The sequence below is a fragment of the Cronobacter sakazakii genome (assembly GCF_000982825.1).
Taxonomy (GTDB): Bacteria; Pseudomonadota; Gammaproteobacteria; order Enterobacterales; family Enterobacteriaceae; genus Cronobacter; species Cronobacter sakazakii.
In genome coordinates, this window is the sequence record NZ_CP011047.1 from 2,962,988 (window position 1) to 2,982,942 (window position 19,955).

Below are 19,955 nucleotides of genomic sequence, written 5' to 3' on the forward strand. Positions count from 1 at the left end.
TTATCCTCTTGCTGCCAGTGCGGTAACACGGTCATAAGCGGCGCCGCTGCGCAACACCGCCAGCACTTTACGTGCGTTGGCCTGTAAATCCTCTTCGCCGTGCAGACGCATCAGCATGGCGACATTGGCGGCCACGGCGGCTTCGTGAGCACGCTCACCTTTACCTTGTAACAGGCGGCTCAGAATGTCACGGTTTTCTTCCGGCGTGCCGCCCGCCAGATCCGACTGTTCATAAGGCTCAAGGCCGAAATCCGCAGCTGTAAGCTGATAGCTGTGAATCTCGCCGTCGCGCAGTTCGGCGACCTGCGTCGGCGCGTGCAGCGACACCTCATCCATGCCACCGCTGTGCACCACGGCCGCACGCTGATATCCCAGCACGCGCAGCGTTTCGGCAATCGGCAGCACCAGCTCCGGGCTGTAGACGCCAATTAACGCCAGCGGCGGATGCGCCGGATTAATCAGCGGCCCCAGCACGTTAAACAGCGTGCGGGTTTTCAGCTGCTGGCGCACCGGCATCGCGTGACGAAACCCGGTGTGGTATTTCGGCGCGAACAGAAAGCAAACGCCCAGTTCATCCAGCGCCTGGCGCGACGCGTCGGCGTTCATCTCAAGATTAATCCCGAACGCGGCGAGCAGATCCGACGACCCCGATCGGCTGGAGACGCTGCGGTTGCCATGCTTGGCGACTTTCAGCCCCACAGCGGCGGCCACAAAGGCGCTGGCGGTAGAGATATTAATGCTGTTACTGCCATCGCCCCCGGTGCCGACGATATCCGCGAAAGCGTAATCCGGGCGCGGGAACGGCGCGGCGTTTTCCAGCAGGGCGCTGGCGGCCCCGGCAATCTCAACCGGGTGTTCGCCGCGCACTTTCATGCTCACCAGCGCCGCGGCCAGTTGCTCCGGTTTCAGTTCGCCGCGCACCACCGCGCTGAAAAGCTGGTGGCTCTCTTCGCGGCTCAGCACCTCGGCCTGATAGAGTTTTTCCAGGATCGGCTGGACGCTGTTTTGCTGCTCGGCGCGGGTCAGCGCCCAGGCGAGCGTCTGTTCCAGCAGGCGAGCGCCCTGCGTCGTCAGGATAGACTCCGGGTGAAACTGGAAGCCGCAGACGCGATCGGCGTCGTGACGCACGGCCATCACCATACCGTTGAAATGCGCGTTAACCGTCAGCCCGGCCGGGATGTCGCTGCCCACCAGCGAGTGGTAGCGCGCCACCGGCAGTGGGTTCATCAGCCCGCTGAACATCGCCTGGCCGTCATGTTCAATGCTGGACGCTTTGCCATGCAGAATTTCGCCCGCCTGGCCGACATAGCCGCCGTAGGCTTCAACGATTGCCTGATGGCCAAGACAGATGCCGATAATCGGCAGCTTGCCGCGCAGACGGGTTAACAGCTCCGGCATACAGCCCGCGTCTGATGGCGCGCCGGGGCCTGGCGAAAGCATCAGCACCGGGTTGTTCATGGTGGCGAGGCGCTCAATCAGCGTCTGGGCCGGAATATGGTTACGGTAGATAACTACGTTATGTCCGTTCGCGCGCAGCTGATCCGCCAGGTTGTAAGTAAAGGAATCGATATTATCGAGCAGCAGAATGTCGGCCATCAGAAAGTCTCCTGTGCGTGATGGGCAGCGGCGATGGCGCGCAGTACCGCGCGGGCTTTATTACGGGTTTCGTCAGCTTCGGATTGCGGGACGGAATCAAGCACGACGCCCGCGCCCGCCTGTACCGTGGCGATGCCGTTCTCCACCCAGGCCGAGCGGATAACAATGCAGGTGTCGAGATCGCCATGGCCGGTGAAATAGCCGACCGCGCCGCCGTAACTGCCGCGACGCTCGCCTTCCGCACCGGCGATAAGCTGCATCGCGCGCACTTTCGGCGCGCCGCTTAGCGTTCCCATATTCATGCAGGCGCGGTAAGCGTGCAGCACGTCGAGATCGCGGCGCAGTTCGCCGACTACGCGAGAGACCAGGTGCATAACGAACGAGTAGCGGTCCACTTTGGTTAAATCCGCCACATAGCGGCTGCCCGGCGTACAGATGCGTGCCAGATCGTTGCGCGCCAGATCCACCAGCATCAGATGCTCGGAGAGTTCTTTATGATCGGTGCGCATTTCAAGCTCAATGCGGCTGTCGAGATCGCGATCCAGCGAGCCGTCAGCACGGCGGCCGCGCGGGCGGGTGCCGGCTATCGGGTAGATTTCAATCTGGCGGGACGGCGCGTCATATTTCAGCGAACTTTCCGGCGACGCGCCGAACAGCGCGAAATCGCTGTCCTGCATGAAAAACATATACGGGCTGGGGTTGCTCTTTTTCAGCGTGTCGTAGGCCGCGAGCGGCGACGGGCAGGGCAGGCTGAAGCGGCGCGACGGCACCACCTGGAAAATCTCACCGGCGCGAATCGCTTTTTGCATTTCACGCACCACCGCGCCGTACTCTTCATCGCTCTGGCTGCATTCGCACTGCATCTGCGGCACGCTTTCTACCGGCAGCGGCGCGGGCGGCTCCTGGAGTTGCAGCTGGATCTGCGCGAGACGCTGGTTCAGGCGGGCTTTTTCACCATCATCCGGCGTAAACAGGCTCGCCTGAATGCGGGTGGTGCGCGTCTGGTGGTCGATGATCAGCAGCGTTTCGGCGAGATAAAAGCAGTAATCCGGGCAGCTGTTGGTTTGCGCAAGCGGCGGCAGTTCTTCAAATCCTGCGACCAGGTCATAGGCAAACAGCCCGCCGAAGAACATCGCTTCGCGCTCATCCTGAGGCAACGTCACCGACTCTTGCAACAGACGAAAAGCGTCGAATACCGACAGCGAACGCAGACGCTCATCTTCATCCAGCAGCGTACTTACCGGCGGGAAGCGCAGCGTGCGCCCCTGCGGATGGGCTTCAACGGTGACGGTTTCCGGCAGGGCGTTATCCAGTAGTGAGAGCAGCGACGCGCCGTTAGCGCTCAGCGCTTCAATCGTGACAGTGTCACCGTTGGCGGTTATGCGCAGCGCGCTGTCGACAAGAAGCAGGCTTTTCAGATCGTCTTTACTGTCGATATCCGCGGATTCCAGCAGTAACGTCGCCGGGCGGTCACCGCAGAGCTGGTGAAATACCGCGGTCGGGTTTTCGCGATAAAGGCCGTCGCAGGTAAGCAGTTCGAGAGCCGGTTTGTCTGTTTGCATGGTCTGTATCTCTGTTTTGTGTTCAAAAAAAAGCCCGCGGTGAGCGGGCCTGGTATCTGAATGCTTGCGCATACGTGAAGACACCGCCCGGGATCAGGAGGTACGCCACCAGCCATGCAGAGAAAAAATGTGAGTCATTTTCAGATACCTTCTTCGTGTGAACTTGCGTACTAGTAAACTGGTTCATGGCGAGAATGTCAACTCTGATTTCTGATAATTTCCACAAACCGTTATGATGAGCAGGACGATATAAAAGACCTTAGCCACGGGAGCCGTTTTGAGCGAACCTGAATTAACCATTATTTACGATCTACACAGCCATACGACGGCCTCCGACGGTCTGCTGACGCCAGAGCAACTGGTACACCGCGCCGTTGAGATGGGTATTCATACGCTCGCGATAACCGACCACGACACCACGGCAGGCCTGCCAGCCGCCCATGAAGAAATTGCCCGCGCAGGCCTTGCGCTGCGGCTGATTGACGGCGTCGAAATTTCCACGCTCTGGGAAAACCACGAAATTCATATCGTCGGACTGGGGATTGATATCACGCACCCTGAAATGGTCACGTTTCTTGACGGACAGGCGCAGCGCCGCACGCGGCGCGCTGAAATGATCGCCGAGCGTCTGGAGAAGGCGCGCATTCCGGGGGCGCTGGAGGGGGCGAAGCGTCTCGCGGACGGCGGCGTCGTCACGCGCGGGCACTTCGCGCGTTTTCTTATCGAAGACGGACGCGCCACCAATATGGCGAACGTTTTTAAACACTATCTGGCGCGCGGGAAAACCGGCTATGTTCCTCCCCAGTGGTGTACAATAGAACAAGCTATTGATGTGATTCATCATTCTGGCGGCCAGGCGGTGATAGCCCATCCGGGGCGCTATCAGCTCAGCGCCAAATGGCTTAAGCGCCTGTTAAACCAGTTCGCTGCGGCGGGCGGCGACGCGATGGAAGTGGCCCAGTGCCAGCAGGCGCCCAATGAGCGTAACCAGCTGGCAAGCTACGCCGGACAGTTTGGACTGCTGGCGTCGCAGGGTTCCGATTTTCATCAGCCATGCCCGTGGATTGAACTGGGGCGCAGGCTGCGGTTGCCTGATGGGCTGACACCCGTCTGGCATCGCTGGCCGCCGGAACTGAGTAAAGAGAGGGCAGTATGAGTCAATTTTTCTATATCCATCCGGACAACCCGCAGCCGCGTCTTATCAAACAGGCGGTAGAGATCGTGCGTAAAGGCGGCGTTATCGTTTATCCGACCGACTCCGGCTACGCGCTCGGCTGTAAGCTTGAAGACAAAGGCGCGATGGAGCGTATCTGCCGCATCCGCGACCTGCCGGACGGCCATAATTTTACGCTGATGTGCCGCGATCTCTCGGAGCTGTCGACCTATTCGTATGTCGATAACGTCGCGTTCCGTCTTATCAAAAACAACACGCCGGGCAACTACACCTTTATTCTTAAAGGGACGAAAGAGGTGCCGCGCCGTCTGTTGCAGGAGAAGCGTAAAACCATCGGGCTGCGTGTGCCGTCTAACCCGATTGCGCTGGCGCTCCTTGAGGCGCTTGACGAGCCGATGCTCTCGACGTCGCTGATGCTGCCGGGCAGCGAGTTTACCGAATCCGATCCGGATGAAATCAAAGACCGTCTGGAAAAGCAGGTGGATTTGATTATTCACGGCGGTTATCTCGGCCAGCAGCCTACTACAGTGATCGATTTAACCGACGATGCGCCCGTCGTGCTGCGTGAGGGCGTGGGTGACGTTAAGCCTTTCCTGTAAGGGGGCTTACCGCTATACTACGCGGCCTGAAATTGGGCGGCTGAAACCGGGGTGTGGCCAGACGGCGGCACCCCCGCCCGGTTATCCTGTTCGACGCCTGGGAAGGCGACACCTGAAGGAAGCTCCATGAGCGAAAAGTTACAAAAAGTGCTGGCGCGAGCCGGTCATGGCTCCCGCCGTGAAATCGAAGCCATGATCGAAGCCGGTCGCGTCAGTGTCGATGGCAAAATCGCCACCTTAGGCGATCGCGTTGAAGTCACGCCTGCGCTGAAAATCCGTATCGACGGCCATCTCATCTCGGTAAAAGAGTCCGTAGAGCAGATCTGCCGCGTACTGGCCTATTACAAACCGGAAGGCGAGCTGTGTACGCGCAGCGATCCGGAAGGCCGTCCGACCGTTTTTGATCGTCTGCCAAAACTGCGCGGCGCGCGCTGGATTGCGGTAGGGCGTCTTGACGTCAATACCTGCGGCCTGCTGCTGTTCACGACAGACGGTGAGCTGGCGAACCGCCTGATGCACCCGAGCCAGGAAGTCGAGCGCGAATATGCTGTACGCGTTTTCGGCCAGGTGGATGACGCGAAAGTGCGTGAGCTGGCGCGCGGCGTTCAGCTTGAAGATGGCCCGGCGGCGTTTAAAACCATTCGTTTTAGCGGCGGCGAAGGCATCAACCAGTGGTACAACGTAACGCTGACCGAAGGGCGCAACCGTGAAGTTCGCCGTCTCTGGGAAGCGGTTGGCGTTCAGGTAAGCCGCCTCATTCGCGTGCGTTATGGCGATATTCCGCTGCCGAAAGGCCTGCCGCGCGGCGGCTGGACCGAGCTTGACCTGGCGCAGACCAACTACCTGCGCGAGCTGGTGGGTCTTGAGCCTGAAACCTCAAGCAAAGTGGCGGTGGAAAAAGATCGTCGCCGCATGAAGGCGAATCAGATTCGTCGTGCGGTAAAACGCCATAGCCAGGCGGCGGGCGCTTCACGTCAGGGCGCGCCGGCGCGTCAGGGCCAGGCGGGTGCTGCGCGCCCTGCAGGCAGCGCGCGTGCGGCGGAAAACACCCGTTCGGGCAACAGCACCTCGCGCGCCAGTGGTAATGCCCGTCCGGGCGGCAATGCACGCTCAGGCGGCGCTCGCGCCACCGGCAATGGCCGTCCAGCCAGCAGCGGTGGTCGTGCGAACAACGGCGGTAACCGTCGCTCCGGCGGCGGTCGCGGAAACTAAGAAAAACGCCCTCTGATGAGGGCGTTTTTTTATGGCTGCGAATCAGCGCGCGCGTTAATAATCGATACCGATCTGCGCTTTTATCCCTGCGTCGAAAGCATGCTTGACCGGGCGCAGTTCGCTCACCGTATCGGCATACTCCAGAATATCGCGGTGGCAGCCCCGGCCGGTAATAATCACCGTCTGGTGCGCCGGGCGCGCACGCAGCGCCGTCAGTACCTCCTCCAGCGCCAGATAATCGTAAGCCACCATATAAGTCAGCTCATCAAGCACCACCAGATCGAGCGAGGCGTCCGCCAGCATGCGTTTGCCATGCTGCCACACGGCCTGGCAGGCCGCAGTATCACTTTCACGGTTCTGCGTGTCCCAGGTAAAACCTGTCGCCATCACCTGAAACTCAACGCCATGCGGCTCCAGCAGGTTGCGCTCGCCGTTCGGCCATTCGCCCTTGATAAACTGTATCACCGCCGCTTTTTTACCGTGGCCCACCGCGCGCGTGACGGTGCCGAAAGCGGCTGTGGTTTTGCCTTTACCGTTGCCGGTAAAAACGATCACGATGCCGCGCTCGTCCTGTGCTGCCGCGACGCGCGCTGCGACTTTTTCTTTCACACGCTGCTGGCGCTGCTGATAACGGTCATCGCTCATTCGGCTATTCCTGGTTTGCGGCCTGGCTGGGCGTCAAAACTAATACCGGTTTTACGGCGGCTGTCGTCGCCCATCAGCCACAGGTAGAGCGGCATGAGATCCGCAGGCGTTTTTAGCTTATCGGGATCTTCGGTCGGGAACGCGCTGGCGCGCATTTTGGTGCGGGTGCCGCCAGGATTGATGCAATTCACGCGCAGGTGGCGGCTTTGATACTCTTCGGCGAGCACCTGCATCATGCCTTCGGTCGCGAATTTCGAGACGGCGTAAGCGCCCCAGTTAGCGCGTCCCTGACGACCGACGCTTGAGGTGGTAAACACCAGCGATCCGGCTTCAGATTTCAGCAGCAACGGCAATAGCGCCTGGGTTAAAAAGAAGGTGACGTTGACATTCACCTGCATCACTTCGCTCCAGACCGCCGGGTTTTGCTGGTCCATTGGAACGATGTCACCGAGTACGCCCGCATTATGCAGTACGCCATCGAGGCGAGGGACGCGCTGGGCAATAGCCTGGCCTAACTGCTGACACGCTTCGGGCGTTGCGGTGGCGTAATCCAGGGTAAACCAGTGCGCCTGCGCAAGCCCTTCCTGTTCGATTTCATGTGCGACACCGCGCAGTTTTTCTTCGCTGCGGCCAAGCAAGAGCACCTGCGCGCCGTAGCGTGCATAGGTCAGCGCCGCTTCGCGGCCAATGCCGTCGCTTGCGCCAGTGACAAGAATAATTCGGTTTTGCAGCAAATCGCGTTGGGGTTGATAGTGCACGGGTCACTCCTTGCAGGGGCGAAACGGTGTGCCGCCAGGCTGCGCTTCGCATCGGGTAAAAACGCTTTATGCCTTAATCCTTCGCGTATTTCAATCAGGCGGCCGGAGGGTTGCGCTGACGCAACCTCATTTGCAACTGTTTCATCGGTAAAGAAAACTTCAGCGAGAGCTCTCGCACAGTTTCGCTTTGTTACAAGACGCGGGCCCGGGGCTCAGTTACACTAACGCCCGGGTCATGCCTGAATAAAAGGTGGAGAAGTGAATTTACTTGCAGAGTATGGACTGTTTTTAGCCAAAATCGTCACGGTGGTCGTGGCGATCGCGATTGTCATCGCACTTATCGCCAACCTGACGCAGCGCAAGAAAGCCCAGCGCGGTGAGCTGCGCGTTACGCGTCTCGGGGAAGAGTATAAAGAGATGAAGGAAGAGGTGGCCGCCGCGCTGCTCGATCCTCATCAGCACAAGCAGTGGCATAAGAATCAGAAAAAGAAAAACAAGCAGGAGGCGAAAGCCGCTAAAGCACGCGCTAAACGTGGCGACGCGGCACCTGCCGGAAAGCCCACCCTCTACGTGCTTGATTTCAAAGGCAGCATCGATGCCCATGAAGTCAGCGCGCTACGCGAAGAGGTGACGGCGGTGCTGGCGGTTGCAAAGCCCGCCGATGAAGTCCTGGTGCGTCTGGAAAGCCCCGGCGGCGTGGTGCACGGTTACGGGCTTGCCGCGTCGCAACTGCAGCGTCTGCGCGAGCGCCAGATCCCGCTGACCATCGCCGTGGATAAAGTCGCCGCCAGCGGCGGGTATATGATGGCCTGTGTGGCGAATAACATCGTGGCGGCCCCGTTCGCTATCATCGGTTCTATCGGCGTAGTCGCGCAGATCCCGAACTTCAACCGTCTGCTTAAGCGCAACGATATCGATATTGAGCTGCACACGGCGGGGCAGTACAAGCGCACGCTGACGCTGCTGGGTGAGAATACCGAAGAAGGGCGCGAGAAATTCCGCGAAGATCTCAACGAAACGCATCATCTCTTCAAAGAATTTGTGCACAGTATGCGTCCTTCGCTGGATATCGACGCGGTCGCAACCGGCGAGCACTGGTACGGCGTACAGGCCAAAGAGAAAGGTCTGGTGGATGAAATCAGCACCAGCGACGATCTCATTATTGCCCGCATGGCTGAGCGTGAGGTCGTCAGTCTGCGCTATATGCAGCGTAAACGGTTGATGGATCGCTTTACCGGCAGCGCGGCGCAAAGCCTGGATCGCCTGCTATTGCGCTGGTGGCAGCGTGGGCAGAAACCGCTGCTGTAAGGTAAATAAAAAGCGAGGCGTCAGGCCTCGCTTTTCATCTTGCTAACCGGTAATGGCGTATTCACACGGTGGAAGCGCTCAGGGCAGCAGATGATATTTCTCGGAAAGCTGATGGGCCAGGTATTTAAACATATTAAATACCGCCGTGGTTTTTGCCGTCGGCAACCCCTGTTCGTCCATAAAATATTCGCCGCGAAAGACGAGTACGCCATTTTTTTGCTCAACGTCGGTGGCCACCATGCCGGCAATATAGTCTTCATGCTCGCGGATCATTTTATTGGCCTGCGCCAGCAGCGTAGCGCGATCGATAGGCTGAGTTAACTGTTGCATAATCATCTCCTTACAAACAGGGGGATAGTGTACGTCTCACCGGGTGCGATGGGCAAATTTTCCCTTCGATTTACAGGGCTTTTCAAAAAGGTCCACTGGTGGCGTTAATCACTTTTGCATGCTAATAAAGTTGCGTAACGAATTTTATCAGGTAGAGTGTGACGCTTTCGCAAATCTGGCAACAGAATTGCTTGACATTCGACCGAACTTCCGTCGTGCTGTAGCGCATTTGCACGATAAAACCTGACGACTCAGCCACCGTAGTAGCGTGAACCACGCCTGGTGATGGATTAAGGGGTTGATAACCTTTGGGGCGGCCACAATATACGAGGCTTGTCGCCAGTGACGGTGAATCAACGTGCGACGTATTCTGGAAGAATCAAATCAGGTAAAGGTGAATATGGGTAAAGCTCTCGTCATCGTTGAGTCCCCGGCAAAAGCCAAAACGATCAACAAATATCTCGGTAAAGACTACGTGGTAAAATCCAGCGTCGGTCATATCCGGGATTTGCCGACCAGTGGCTCCGCCCCTAAAAAAAGCGCTGAATCCGCCCCGACAAAACCGGCTAAAAAAGTCAAAAAAGATGAACGCGGCGCGTTAGTCAACCGCATGGGCGTCGATCCCTGGCATAACTGGGAAGCACACTATGAAGTGCTGCCCGGTAAAGAAAAAGTGGTTTCTGAACTGAAATCGCTGGCTGAAAAAGCTGACCACATCTATCTCGCCACCGACCTTGACCGCGAAGGGGAAGCCATTGCCTGGCACCTGCGGGAAGTGATCGGTGGTGACGACACGCGCTATAGCCGCGTCGTGTTTAACGAAATTACCAAAAATGCGATCCGTCAGGCGTTTGAAAAGCCGGGCGAGCTGAATATCGATCGCGTTAACGCCCAGCAGGCGCGCCGTTTCATGGACCGCGTGGTGGGGTATATGGTCTCCCCGCTGCTGTGGAAGAAAATCGCCCGCGGGCTGTCCGCAGGTCGCGTGCAGTCTGTCGCAGTACGTCTGGTGGTCGAGCGCGAGCGTGAAATTAAAGCGTTTGTGCCGGAAGAGTTCTGGGAAGTGGACGCGCTGCTCTCAACGCCGAAGAGCGACCAGCTCAGCGTTCAGGTCACGCATCATAAAGATAAACCGTTCCGTCCGGTAAACCGTCAGGATACCGAAGCGGCGGTCGCGCTGCTGAAAGCGGCAAGCTATCAGGTTATCGAGCGTGAAGATAAGCCGACCAGCAGCAAACCGGGCGCGCCTTTTATTACCTCCACGCTTCAGCAGGCGGCGAGTACGCGCCTGGGCTTTGGCGTGAAGAAAACCATGATGATGGCCCAGCGTCTCTACGAGGCGGGTTACATCACTTATATGCGTACCGACTCCACCAACCTGAGTCAGGACGCGGTAAGCATGGTGCGTAACTATATCGGCGAGGAGTTCGGCAAGAAATATCTGCCGGAGAACCCGAACCAGTACGCCAGCAAAGAGAACTCTCAGGAAGCGCATGAGGCAATTCGTCCTTCAGATGTCAGCGTGCTGGCGGAATCACTGAAGGACATGGAAAACGACGCGCAGAAACTGTATCAGCTGATCTGGCGTCAGTTCGTTGCCTGTCAGATGACGCCGGCGCAGTACGACTCCACGACGCTGACCGTCGCTGCGGGTGATTTCCGCCTGAAAGCGCGCGGTCGCATTCTGCGCTTTGACGGCTGGACCAAAGTGATGCCTGCGCTGCGCAAAGGCGATGAAGACCGCACGCTGCCTGCGGTTAACCAGGGCGATAAGCTTTCTCTGGTTGAGCTGACCCCTGCACAGCACTTCACCAAGCCGCCTGCGCGCTTTAGCGAAGCGTCACTGGTGAAAGAGCTGGAAAAACGCGGTATCGGCCGCCCGTCGACCTACGCCTCAATCATCTCGACCATTCAGGATCGCGGCTATGTGCGCGTTGAAAACCGTCGCTTCTATGCCGAAAAAATGGGTGAAATCGTCACCGATCGCCTGGAAGAGAACTTCCCTGAGCTGATGAACTTTGATTTCACCGCGCAGATGGAAGACTCTCTCGATCAGGTGGCCAACCATGAAGCCGAATGGCGCGCGGTGCTGGATACTTTCTTCGACGACTTCTCAAGACAGCTGGACACCGCCGAAAAAGATCCTGAAGAGGGCGGTATGCGCCCGAACCAGATGGTGCTTACCAGCATTGACTGCCCGACCTGTGGTCGCCCGATGGGCATCCGTACTGCCAGCACGGGCGTATTCCTGGGCTGCTCCGGCTACGCGCTGTCGCCGAAAGAGCGTTGCAAAACCACCATTAACCTGGTGCCGGAAAACGAAGTGCTGAACGTACTGGAAGGCGATGACGCGGAAACTAACGCGCTGCGCGCCAAACGTCGCTGCCAGAAGTGTGGCACGGCGATGGACAGCTACCTTATCGATCCGAAGCGCAAACTGCACGTGTGCGGTAATAACCCGTCCTGTGATGGCTATGAAGTCGAAGAGGGCGAGTTCCGCATTAAGGGTTATGACGGTCCGGTAGTAGAGTGCGAAAAATGCGGTTCTGAAATGCACCTGAAGATGGGGCGTTTCGGTAAGTACATGGCGTGTACCAACGACGAGTGTAAAAATACCCGTAAGATCCTGCGTAACGGTGAAGTCGCGCCGCCGAAGGAAGATCCGGTGCCGCTGCCTGAACTGCCGTGCGAGAAGTCAGACGCTTACTTCGTCCTGCGTGACGGTGCCGCTGGCGTGTTCCTTGCCGCGAATACGTTCCCGAAATCGCGCGAAACCCGCGCGCCGCTGGTGGAAGAGCTGCAACGCTTCCGTGACCGCCTGCCGGAAAAACTGCGTTATCTGGCGGATGCGCCTGCAAAGGATCCGGAAGGCAACCCGGCCGTGGTTCGCTTCAGCCGTAAAACCAAACAGCAGTATGTGGCGTCGGAAAAAGACGGCAAGGCCACCGGCTGGTCTGCATTCTATGTTGACGGTAAGTGGGCGGAAGGCAAAAAGTAAGCCTGCCGCGTGCAAAAACGAAGGCCAGCGCAAGCTGGCCTTTTGCGTTTATAACGACCTTATTATTTTTTTCACTGAACTATACACATAAGCTATAAAAGCCAGCGCGGTTATAGTATCTTCCTTTTTTATTATCAAATCGTCTTAAGCCTGATTGCAGGCGTCTCTGATTCTGGATGGTCAGTCATGAAACTACAGCAGTTGCGCTATATCGTTGAGGTGGTGAACCATAACCTGAATGTCTCATCCACAGCGGAAGGGCTTTATACGTCGCAGCCCGGCATCAGTAAGCAGGTGCGTATGCTGGAAGATGAACTCGGGATTCAGATTTTTGCCCGCAGTGGCAAACATCTGACGCAGGTGACGCCCGCCGGTCAGGAAATTATCCGTATCGCACGCGAAGTGCTCTCCAAAGTGGACGCCATCAAATCGGTGGCGGGCGAACATACGTGGCCGGACAAAGGCTCGCTGTATGTCGCGACTACGCATACACAAGCGCGCTACGCGCTGCCGGGCGTGATTAAAGGCTTTATCGAGCGCTACCCGCGCGTCTCATTGCATATGCATCAGGGATCGCCCACACAAATTGCTGAAGCGGTCTCTAAAGGTAATGCCGATTTTGCGATTGCGACCGAAGCGCTGCATCTCTATGACGATCTGGTGATGCTGCCGTGCTACTACTGGAACCGGTCGATAGTGGTCACGCCGGATCACCCGCTGGCGTCGAAAGAGAGCGTGAATATAGAGGAGCTGGCGCAATATCCACTGGTCACTTACACCTTCGGCTTTACGGGACGCTCAGAACTCGACACCGCGTTTAATCGCGCCGGACTGACGCCGCGAATTGTTTTCACCGCGACTGACGCCGATGTGATTAAAACCTACGTAAGGCTGGGATTAGGAGTAGGGGTGATTGCCAGCATGGCCGTCGATCCGGTCTCCGATCCGGATCTGGTGCGTCTTGACGCGCACGATATTTTTAGCCACAGCACAACGAAAATCGGTTTTCGCCGCAGCACATTCCTGCGTAGCTACATGTATGATTTTATTCAGCGTTTTGCGCCGCATTTAACCCGCGATGTGGTGGATGCCGCCGTTGCGTTGCGCTCAAATGAAGATATTGAAGCGATGTTTAAAGATATCAAATTACCTGCCAAATAATGCCAGCGCGTACCTTTTCACTGGTGCAAAGGTACGCACGTTTTTCCCGCCTTTTAGGTAATGACTCCAACTTATTGATAGTGTTTTATGTTCAGATAATGCCCGATGACTTTGTCATGCAGCTCCACCGATTTTGAGAACGACAGCGACTTCCGTCCCAGCCGTGCCAGGTGCTGCCTCAGATTCAGGTTATGCCGCTCAATTCGCTGCGTATATCGCTTGCTGATTACGTGCAGCTTTCCCTTCAGGCGGGATTCATACAGCGGCCAGCCATCCGTCATCCATATCACCACGTCAAAGGGTGACAGCAGGCTCATAAGACGCCCCAGCGTCGCCATAGTGCGTTCACCGAATACGTGCGCAACAACCGTCTTCCGGAGCCTGTCATACGCGTAAAACAGCCAGCGCTGGCGCGATTTAGCCCCGACGTATCCCCACTGTTCGTCCATTTCCGCGCAGACGATGACGTCACTGCCCGGCTGTATGCGCGAGGTTACCGACTGCGGCCTGAGTTTTTTAAATGGCGGAAAATCGTGTTGAGGCCAACGCCCATAATGCGGGCGGTTGCCCGGCATCCAACGCCATTCATGGCCATATCAATGATTTTCTGGTGCGTACCGGGTTGAGAAGCGGTGTAAGTGAACTGCAGTTGCCATGTTTTACGGCAGTGAGAGCAGAGATAGCGCTGATGTCCGGCGGTGCTTTTGCCGTTACGCACCACCCCGTCAGTAGCTGAACAGGAGGGACAGCTGATAGAAACAGAAGCCACTGGAGCACCTCAAAAACACCATCATACACTAAATCAGTAAGTTGGCAGCATCACCCGCCTTTTATTCAAATTAAAAACATAATCATTCGTACTAAGTGAAATTATTATCGCGCATTCCCTTATTAAAGGTATGGGTAAGGTGTCGCCGCGTCACGACAAAAGTAGGAAATAATTCTTAGCTACGCAAATTCACAACTTCAATAATTTATTTCACGTCAAAAGATTGAATATTTTCTCTAAAAATGATCGTAAAGACGCTGGATTTTTGGCTGGTTTTTATTTAGGATTTATCTCAACTGATGATTACTTCTGCCAATTGTTTGGTGTCCATATGATAAGCAATGTCGATTGTACGAGGTTAGCAATGCCATCAGAAAGCGACGATTCGCAAAGAGATCCTGATCTTAAGCGTAAAGCGTGGCTGGCGGTGTTCGGCATCTCAACCCTGTTCTGGATTGGGATTGCGCTTCTGGTGTGGACATTTTGGGGTTAAGCATGGCTTTACAACAGCACGCTTTCACTCGTTCGCCAATATGTCAACCAGATGACAGGCACGAAAGCAGCCCAAAAGGGGGTTTTTCGACCCTCCCGACGGGCTGGAAGCTAACAAAAGAGCAACAAGATTTTATCGCTTTATTTTCGGAAGAAGATCACAAAAACAATAAACGCTAACTGGCGTAGATAATAAAAAACAAGAGTTTAATTTAAGCTAAATTTATCTGTTCTCGTTGTTAACGCAGCGAGGAAAATTACACACAGCAATCTTTACATTTCTGGCAAGCGCCAGAGCGATCAATGGTTTTAATTATTGGTGTAACAGGTATGAATAATCAGCTCACGCTCAAATACTGGTCATGGATTGGCGCATTTACCGTTTCCTCCTTGTTCTGGTGTCAGCTTGTCTGGATGCTTGCTCACTGATTCCTCTGCGCCTGGCTCCCCGCCAGGCGTTTTGTTTCTCCCCCTGACGTCTCCTCACTTTTAGCGATTTGGGTTGTTATCAAATCGTTACGACATGTTTGTGTTATCTTTAATACAGACCCTGATAACAATCGGGGCATCGCTATCTCAGGACTGAAGGAGGAGCTATGTCGTCGACCCTACGCGAAGCCAGTAAGGACACATTACAGGCGCAGGATAAAACCTATCACTACTACAGCCTGCCGAAAGCCGCCCGGGAGCTGGGCGATATCGCGCGGTTACCCAAATCACTGAAAGTTTTGCTTGAGAACCTGCTGCGCTGGCAGGATGGCGAGACCGTTACGCTTGAAGATATTCAGGCGCTGGCGGGCTGGCTTGAACATGCGCATGCCGATCGCGAAATCGCGTATCGTCCGGCGCGTGTGCTGATGCAGGATTTCACCGGCGTTCCGGCGGTGGTGGATCTTGCGGCCATGCGCGAAGCGGTGAAACGTCTCGGTGGAGACGTCTCGAAAGTGAACCCGCTCTCACCGGTCGACCTGGTGATTGACCACTCTGTCACCGTGGACCATTTCGGCGACGATAACGCGTTTGAAGAGAACGTGCGTCTGGAGATGGAGCGCAACCATGAGCGTTATGCATTCCTGCGCTGGGGCCAGCAGGCGTTCAGCCGGTTCAGCGTGGTGCCGCCAGGCACCGGTATCTGCCACCAGGTTAACCTTGAGTATCTGGGTAAAGCCGTCTGGAGCGAACTCCAGGACGGTGTGATGGTGGCATACCCGGATACGCTTGTCGGTACAGACTCCCACACCACGATGATAAACGGTCTCGGCGTGCTCGGCTGGGGCGTTGGCGGTATCGAAGCGGAAGCGGCGATGCTTGGCCAGCCCGTGTCGATGCTTATCCCGGATGTCGTCGGTTTTCGTCTTACCGGCAAACTCAGTGAAGGCATTACCGCCACTGACCTGGTGCTGACCGTTACCCAGATGCTGCGCAAACATGGCGTGGTCGGGAAATTTGTCGAATTCTTTGGCGACGGCCTGGATTCGCTGCCGCTGGCAGACCGCGCGACCATCGCTAATATGGCGCCCGAATATGGCGCGACCTGCGGCTTTTTCCCGATTGATGACGTCACGCTTGGCTATTTACGCCTGAGCGGGCGCAGTGAAGAGCAAGTGGCGCTGGTGGAAGCCTATGCCAAAGCGCAAGGCCTGTGGCGCAATCCGGGTGACGAGCCGGTATTCACCAGCACGCTGGAGCTGGACATGGGCACGGTTGAAGCCAGTATCGCCGGGCCGAAACGTCCGCAGGACCGCGTGAGCCTGGGCGACGTGCCGAAGGCGTTCGCCGCCAGCACAGAGCTTGAAGTGAACTCGCCGAAAAGGGATCTGCATTCGGTCGAATATACGCTGAACGGGCATCAGTATGAGCTGCCGGACGGCGCGGTGGTTATTGCCGCTATTACTTCCTGTACCAATACGTCCAACCCAAGCGTGCTGATGGCGGCGGGCCTGCTCGCCAAAAAAGCTGTCAAACTTGGGCTCAAACGTCAGCCGTGGGTAAAAGCGTCGCTGGCACCGGGCTCAAAGGTCGTTTCCGATTATCTGGCTCACGCGAAGCTAACGCCGTGGCTGGATGAACTGGGCTTTAACCTGGTCGGGTATGGCTGTACCACCTGTATCGGTAACTCCGGGCCGCTGCCCGAGCCTATCGAACAGGCGATCAAAAAAGGCGATCTGACCGTCGGCGCGGTGCTTTCGGGCAACCGTAACTTTGAAGGCCGTATTCATCCGCTGGTAAAAACCAACTGGCTGGCGTCGCCGCCGCTGGTGGTCGCATATGCGCTGGCGGGGAACATGAACATCAACCTTGCAACCGATCCCATCGGCCATGACCGTAAAGGCGATCCGGTTTATCTCAAGGATATCTGGCCCACCGGGCAGGAGATTGCGCAGGCGGTGCAGGAAGTCTCCACCGATATGTTCCGTAAAGAGTACGCGGAAGTTTTCGAAGGAACCGAAGAGTGGCGGTCGATTCAGGTGCAGGCGTCAGACACCTACGACTGGCAGAACGATTCCACCTATATCCGCCTGTCGCCATTTTTCGATGACATGCTTTCGGAGCCAGCGCCGGTGCAGGATATCCACGGTGCGCGCATTCTCGCGATGCTGGGCGATTCCGTCACCACCGACCACATTTCGCCTGCGGGCAGCATCAAGGCGGACAGCCCCGCCGGGCGCTATCTGCAAAGCCACGGCGTGGAGCGCGCAGACTTTAACTCTTACGGCTCGCGTCGTGGTAACCATGAAGTGATGATGCGCGGCACGTTTGCCAATATTCGCATCCGTAACGAAATGGTACCGGGCGTGGAAGGGGGTATGACGCGTCTTATTCCGGGTAACGAGGTGATGTCGATTTATGACGCCGCCATGCGTTATCAGGAGCAGGGCACGCCGCTTGCAGTGATCGCCGGGAAAGAGTACGGCTCCGGCTCCAGTCGCGACTGGGCAGCCAAAGGCCCGCGTCTGCTCGGTATTCGCGTGGTGATTGCCGAGTCGTTCGAACGTATTCACCGCTCTAACCTTATCGGCATGGGTATCCTGCCGCTGGAGTTCCCGCAGGGTGTGACGCGTAAAACACTGGGGCTGACAGGCGACGAGACGCTGGACATCGGCGATTTACAGTCACTGACGCCAGGCGCTACGGTGCCGGTTACGCTCACGCGTGCCAATGGCGCAACCGAGGTGCTGGAATGCCGCTGCCGCATCGATACCGGTAATGAGATGACCTATTACCGTAACGACGGCATTCTGCACTACGTGATCCGTAATATGCTGCGCTAAGGCGCGGTATCCGGTGCAACAAAAAGGCCTGCGTTTGCAGGCCTTTTTTATCTCGCGCGCCGGTTAGTTACCGGAGAGCAGATGCCCCATTTTGGCGGCTTTGGTATCGAGATAGTGCTCGTTTTTCGGGTTACGTCCGACAATCAGCGGCACGCGCTCGACGATATTAATTCCCGCTTCGGTCAGGATCTCCACCTTGCGCGGGTTGTTAGTGAGCAGGCGCACTTCATCCACGCCCAGCAGCTTAAACATATCCGCACACAGGGTGAAATCGCGTTCGTCGGCGGCAAAGCCGAGCTGATGGTTCGCTTCGACGGTATCGTAGCCCTGATCCTGCAACGCATAGGCGCGGATTTTATTCAGCAGACCAATATTACGCCCCTCCTGGCGATGATAGAGGAGCACGCCGCGCCCGGCTTCCGCAATGTGCGACAGCGCCGCTTCCAGCTGGAAGCCGCAGTCGCAGCGCAGGCTAAACAGCGCGTCGCCGGTCAGGCATTCGGAGTGGACACGGGCCAGTACCGGCTCAGTGCCTGAAATATCACCAAATACCAGGGCTACGTGATCCTGTCCGGTTGCCAGTTCTTCAAAACCCACCATCAGGAAATCGCCCCAGGGGGTTGGCAGTTTGGCTTCTGCCACACGTTTAAGCTGCATGTGATTCTCCGGATATTATGAACGCCCGCAGGCGCCTGCCAGTCTGTTGGCTTTCTGTCGTTATCCTGTATTTTGCCACATCCCGACAGGGTTCGCCTCACTCAGTCGTGCTCTCAATATCAATCGCATCAATAGTTAACTATCCTGCGTGGCGCGATTTTCGGTTATTCTTGAAGGACTTCATGAAAAAGGAGAGAACATGCTGGCCATTGCAAAACGTACCGCGGTTGGCGCCGCACTGTTGCTCATTATGCCGCTGGCCGTCTGGATATCAGGCTGGCAGTGGCAGCCAGGCGGCGGTTCGCTGTGGCTTAAAATGCTGTTCTGGGTGACAGAAACGGTCACGCAGCCCTGGGGCATTCTGACTCACGTTTTGCTGTGCGGCTGGTTCTTATGGTGTCTGCGCTTCCGGTTGCGCCCGGCGCTAATGCTGTTTGCGATTCTGGGTATCGTCATTATGGCGGGGCAATGGTCTAAATCGCTGATTAAAGAAAGGGTTCAGGAACCGCGCCCGTTCGTCATCTGGCTTGAAAAAAACCGTAACATCCCGGTTGACGAGTTCTACAATTTAAAGCGCAAGGAAAGAGGGGCGCTGGTGAAAGCGCAGTTGCAAAACGAGACCGATATCCCGGTCTGGCTGCGTAAACACTGGCAAAAAGAGACCGGTTTCGCGTTTCCTTCCGGGCACACCATGTTTGCCGCAAGCTGGGCGATGCTGGGCTTTGGACTCCTCTGGCCCCGCAGGCGAACCATTACGCTTGTGGTGTTGACCGCCTGGGCTATCGCCGTGATGGGCAGCCGGATGCTGCTCGGTATGCACTGGCCACGCGATCTGGTGGTGGCGACACTGCTCTCCTGGCTGCTGGTGACCATCGCCGCCTGGCTTGCGCAGCGCCTCTGTGGCCCGCTCACGCCGCCGGTGGAAGAGAAAGTCGAAATCGCCCGGCGCGAGACAGAAGAGTGACGGCGGCTTGAGTTTCGCCGTTCCGCCCCTATTAATAAGGGATGTCCTGGCGCTTTATCATTTCACGCAAAGGGTGGAAATGATAACGTATAGCGCGTTGAGCCGAGGCCGGGACATTGGTCGCACAAAACACATACGGGATGTCATGTGAAATATCTGATTATTTTTTTAGTGGTATTAGCGATTTTCGTCGTTTCCGTCACGCTGGGTGCGCAAAACGATCAACAGGTCACCTTTAACTTCCTGCTCGCGCAGGGCGATTATCGTATCTCTACGCTACTGGCGACCTTATTCGGCGCGGGTTTTATCATCGGCTGGATCATCTGTGGATTGTTCTGGTTACGCCTTCGTCTGCAACTGGCGCGCGCCGAACGTAAAATTAAACGCCTTGAGCAGCAGATCGCGCCCGCAGAGCCGGTTCCGGCAAATGCCACTGCGCCTGCTGTTAAGGATTAACC

The 19,955-nt window shown here is 56.7% G+C and carries 19 protein-coding genes, 1 pseudogene and 1 other annotated feature; of the genes and pseudogenes, 12 read left to right on the forward strand and 8 right to left on the reverse strand.

Features of this window, described 5'->3' with window-relative positions; genetic code table 11:
- The 3 genes from trpD to trpL form a co-directional block, all read right to left on the reverse strand.
- Entirely contained in the window at window positions 1-1,596 is a 1,596-nt protein-coding gene (gene trpD / locus CSK29544_RS14105; RefSeq protein WP_007889992.1) for a bifunctional anthranilate synthase glutamate amidotransferase component TrpG/anthranilate phosphoribosyltransferase TrpD, read from the reverse strand.
- Complete coding sequence (locus CSK29544_RS14110) at window positions 1,596-3,158, reverse strand: anthranilate synthase component 1 (RefSeq protein ID WP_029039155.1); 1,563 nt, start codon at window positions 3,156-3,158, stop codon at window positions 1,596-1,598. Before CSK29544_RS14110 ends, trpD begins: the two co-directional genes overlap by 1 nt.
- 24 nt (window positions 3,159-3,182) lie before the next feature.
- Window positions 3,183-3,275: a sequence feature (Trp leader region), on the reverse strand.
- The gene (gene trpL / locus CSK29544_RS25170; protein WP_108463469.1) at window positions 3,252-3,296 is read right to left on the reverse strand and encodes a trp operon leader peptide; all 45 of its coding nucleotides are present in this window, start codon (window positions 3,294-3,296) and stop codon (window positions 3,252-3,254) included. Its footprint overlaps the feature before it by 24 nt.
- 139 nt (window positions 3,297-3,435) lie before the next feature.
- On the opposite strand from trpL, the gene rnm reads away from it, so the two are divergent.
- The 3 genes and pseudogenes from rnm to rluB all read left to right on the forward strand — a co-directional run.
- On the forward strand, window positions 3,436-4,314 hold the full coding sequence (gene rnm, locus CSK29544_RS14115; protein WP_007889988.1) for an RNase RNM: 879 nt from the start codon (window positions 3,436-3,438) through the stop codon (window positions 4,312-4,314).
- Window positions 4,311-4,931 carry an L-threonylcarbamoyladenylate synthase gene (locus CSK29544_RS14120; protein ID WP_007775522.1) on the forward strand — a complete coding sequence of 207 codons (621 nt, stop codon included), beginning with the start codon at window positions 4,311-4,313 and terminating at the stop codon, window positions 4,929-4,931. Before rnm ends, CSK29544_RS14120 begins: the two co-directional genes overlap by 4 nt.
- A 126-nt stretch (window positions 4,932-5,057) precedes the next feature.
- Window positions 5,058-5,930, forward strand: a pseudogene (rluB, locus tag CSK29544_RS14125) (23S rRNA pseudouridine(2605) synthase RluB); the annotation flags it as partial.
- A 267-nt stretch (window positions 5,931-6,197) separates the two neighbouring features.
- On the opposite strand, the gene cobO reads toward rluB, so the two are convergent.
- On the reverse strand, window positions 6,198-6,788 hold the full coding sequence (gene cobO / locus CSK29544_RS14130; protein WP_007902644.1) for a cob(I)yrinic acid a,c-diamide adenosyltransferase: 591 nt from the start codon (window positions 6,786-6,788) through the stop codon (window positions 6,198-6,200).
- Window positions 6,785-7,546, reverse strand: a complete 762-nt coding sequence (locus CSK29544_RS14135; protein ID WP_007902647.1) for a YciK family oxidoreductase — start codon at window positions 7,544-7,546, stop codon at window positions 6,785-6,787. Before CSK29544_RS14135 ends, cobO begins: the two co-directional genes overlap by 4 nt.
- A gap of 258 nt (window positions 7,547-7,804) precedes the next feature.
- On the opposite strand from CSK29544_RS14135, the gene sohB reads away from it, so the two are divergent.
- Window positions 7,805-8,854 (forward strand): protease SohB, encoded by a 1,050-nt coding sequence (gene sohB, locus CSK29544_RS14140; protein ID WP_007902650.1) that lies wholly within the window; start codon window positions 7,805-7,807, stop codon window positions 8,852-8,854.
- 78 nt (window positions 8,855-8,932) lie between these two features.
- Here sohB and CSK29544_RS14145 read toward each other — a convergent pair whose 3' ends face one another.
- On the reverse strand, window positions 8,933-9,184 hold the full coding sequence (locus tag CSK29544_RS14145; protein ID WP_007850502.1) for a YciN family protein: 252 nt from the start codon (window positions 9,182-9,184) through the stop codon (window positions 8,933-8,935).
- Window positions 9,185-9,584: 400 nt separating this feature from the next.
- On the opposite strand from CSK29544_RS14145, the gene topA reads away from it, so the two are divergent.
- A complete protein-coding gene (gene topA, locus CSK29544_RS14150; RefSeq protein ID WP_004387669.1) occupies window positions 9,585-12,182 on the forward strand; it encodes a type I DNA topoisomerase in 2,598 nt (865 codons plus the stop codon).
- Window positions 12,183-12,368: 186 nt separating this feature from the next.
- Window positions 12,369-13,343 (forward strand): HTH-type transcriptional regulator CysB, encoded by a 975-nt coding sequence (gene cysB / locus CSK29544_RS14155; protein WP_007902658.1) that lies wholly within the window; start codon window positions 12,369-12,371, stop codon window positions 13,341-13,343.
- A gap of 71 nt (window positions 13,344-13,414) precedes the next feature.
- Here cysB and CSK29544_RS14160 read toward each other — a convergent pair.
- Window positions 13,415-14,112 (reverse strand): IS1-like element IS1B family transposase gene (locus CSK29544_RS14160; RefSeq protein WP_095033700.1). Its coding sequence is split into 2 segments (ribosomal slippage): window positions 13,415-13,863 and window positions 13,863-14,112, totalling 699 coding nucleotides; the frame shifts between segments, so codons are not numbered across the junction.
- A 331-nt stretch (window positions 14,113-14,443) separates the two neighbouring features.
- Between CSK29544_RS14160 and CSK29544_RS23070 the strand changes: the two genes are divergently transcribed.
- From CSK29544_RS23070 to acnA, 4 genes are all read left to right on the forward strand, one after another.
- Window positions 14,444-14,605, forward strand: a complete 162-nt coding sequence (locus tag CSK29544_RS23070; RefSeq protein WP_225805805.1) for a YmiA family putative membrane protein — start codon at window positions 14,444-14,446, stop codon at window positions 14,603-14,605.
- Between the two features lie 2 nt (window positions 14,606-14,607).
- The gene (locus tag CSK29544_RS25255; RefSeq protein ID WP_487249670.1) at window positions 14,608-14,784 is read left to right on the forward strand and encodes a YciX family protein; all 177 of its coding nucleotides are present in this window, start codon (window positions 14,608-14,610) and stop codon (window positions 14,782-14,784) included.
- A 150-nt stretch (window positions 14,785-14,934) separates the two neighbouring features.
- A complete protein-coding gene (gene ymiC / locus CSK29544_RS24940; RefSeq protein WP_225318182.1) occupies window positions 14,935-15,033 on the forward strand; it encodes a small membrane protein YmiC in 99 nt (32 codons plus the stop codon).
- A 167-nt stretch (window positions 15,034-15,200) separates the two neighbouring features.
- A complete protein-coding gene (gene acnA, locus CSK29544_RS14165; protein WP_007901638.1) occupies window positions 15,201-17,876 on the forward strand; it encodes an aconitate hydratase AcnA in 2,676 nt (891 codons plus the stop codon).
- A gap of 63 nt (window positions 17,877-17,939) precedes the next feature.
- Here acnA and ribA read toward each other — a convergent pair whose 3' ends face one another.
- A complete protein-coding gene (ribA, locus tag CSK29544_RS14170) occupies window positions 17,940-18,533 on the reverse strand; it encodes a GTP cyclohydrolase II (protein ID WP_004387672.1) in 594 nt (197 codons plus the stop codon).
- Between the two features lie 199 nt (window positions 18,534-18,732).
- On the opposite strand from ribA, the gene pgpB reads away from it, so the two are divergent.
- A complete protein-coding gene (gene pgpB, locus CSK29544_RS14175) occupies window positions 18,733-19,497 on the forward strand; it encodes a phosphatidylglycerophosphatase B (protein WP_004387673.1) in 765 nt (254 codons plus the stop codon).
- 147 nt (window positions 19,498-19,644) lie between these two features.
- Window positions 19,645-19,953, forward strand: a complete 309-nt coding sequence (locus CSK29544_RS14180) for a LapA family protein (protein ID WP_007901634.1) — start codon at window positions 19,645-19,647, stop codon at window positions 19,951-19,953.
- The last annotated feature ends 2 nt before the right edge of the window (window positions 19,954-19,955 follow it).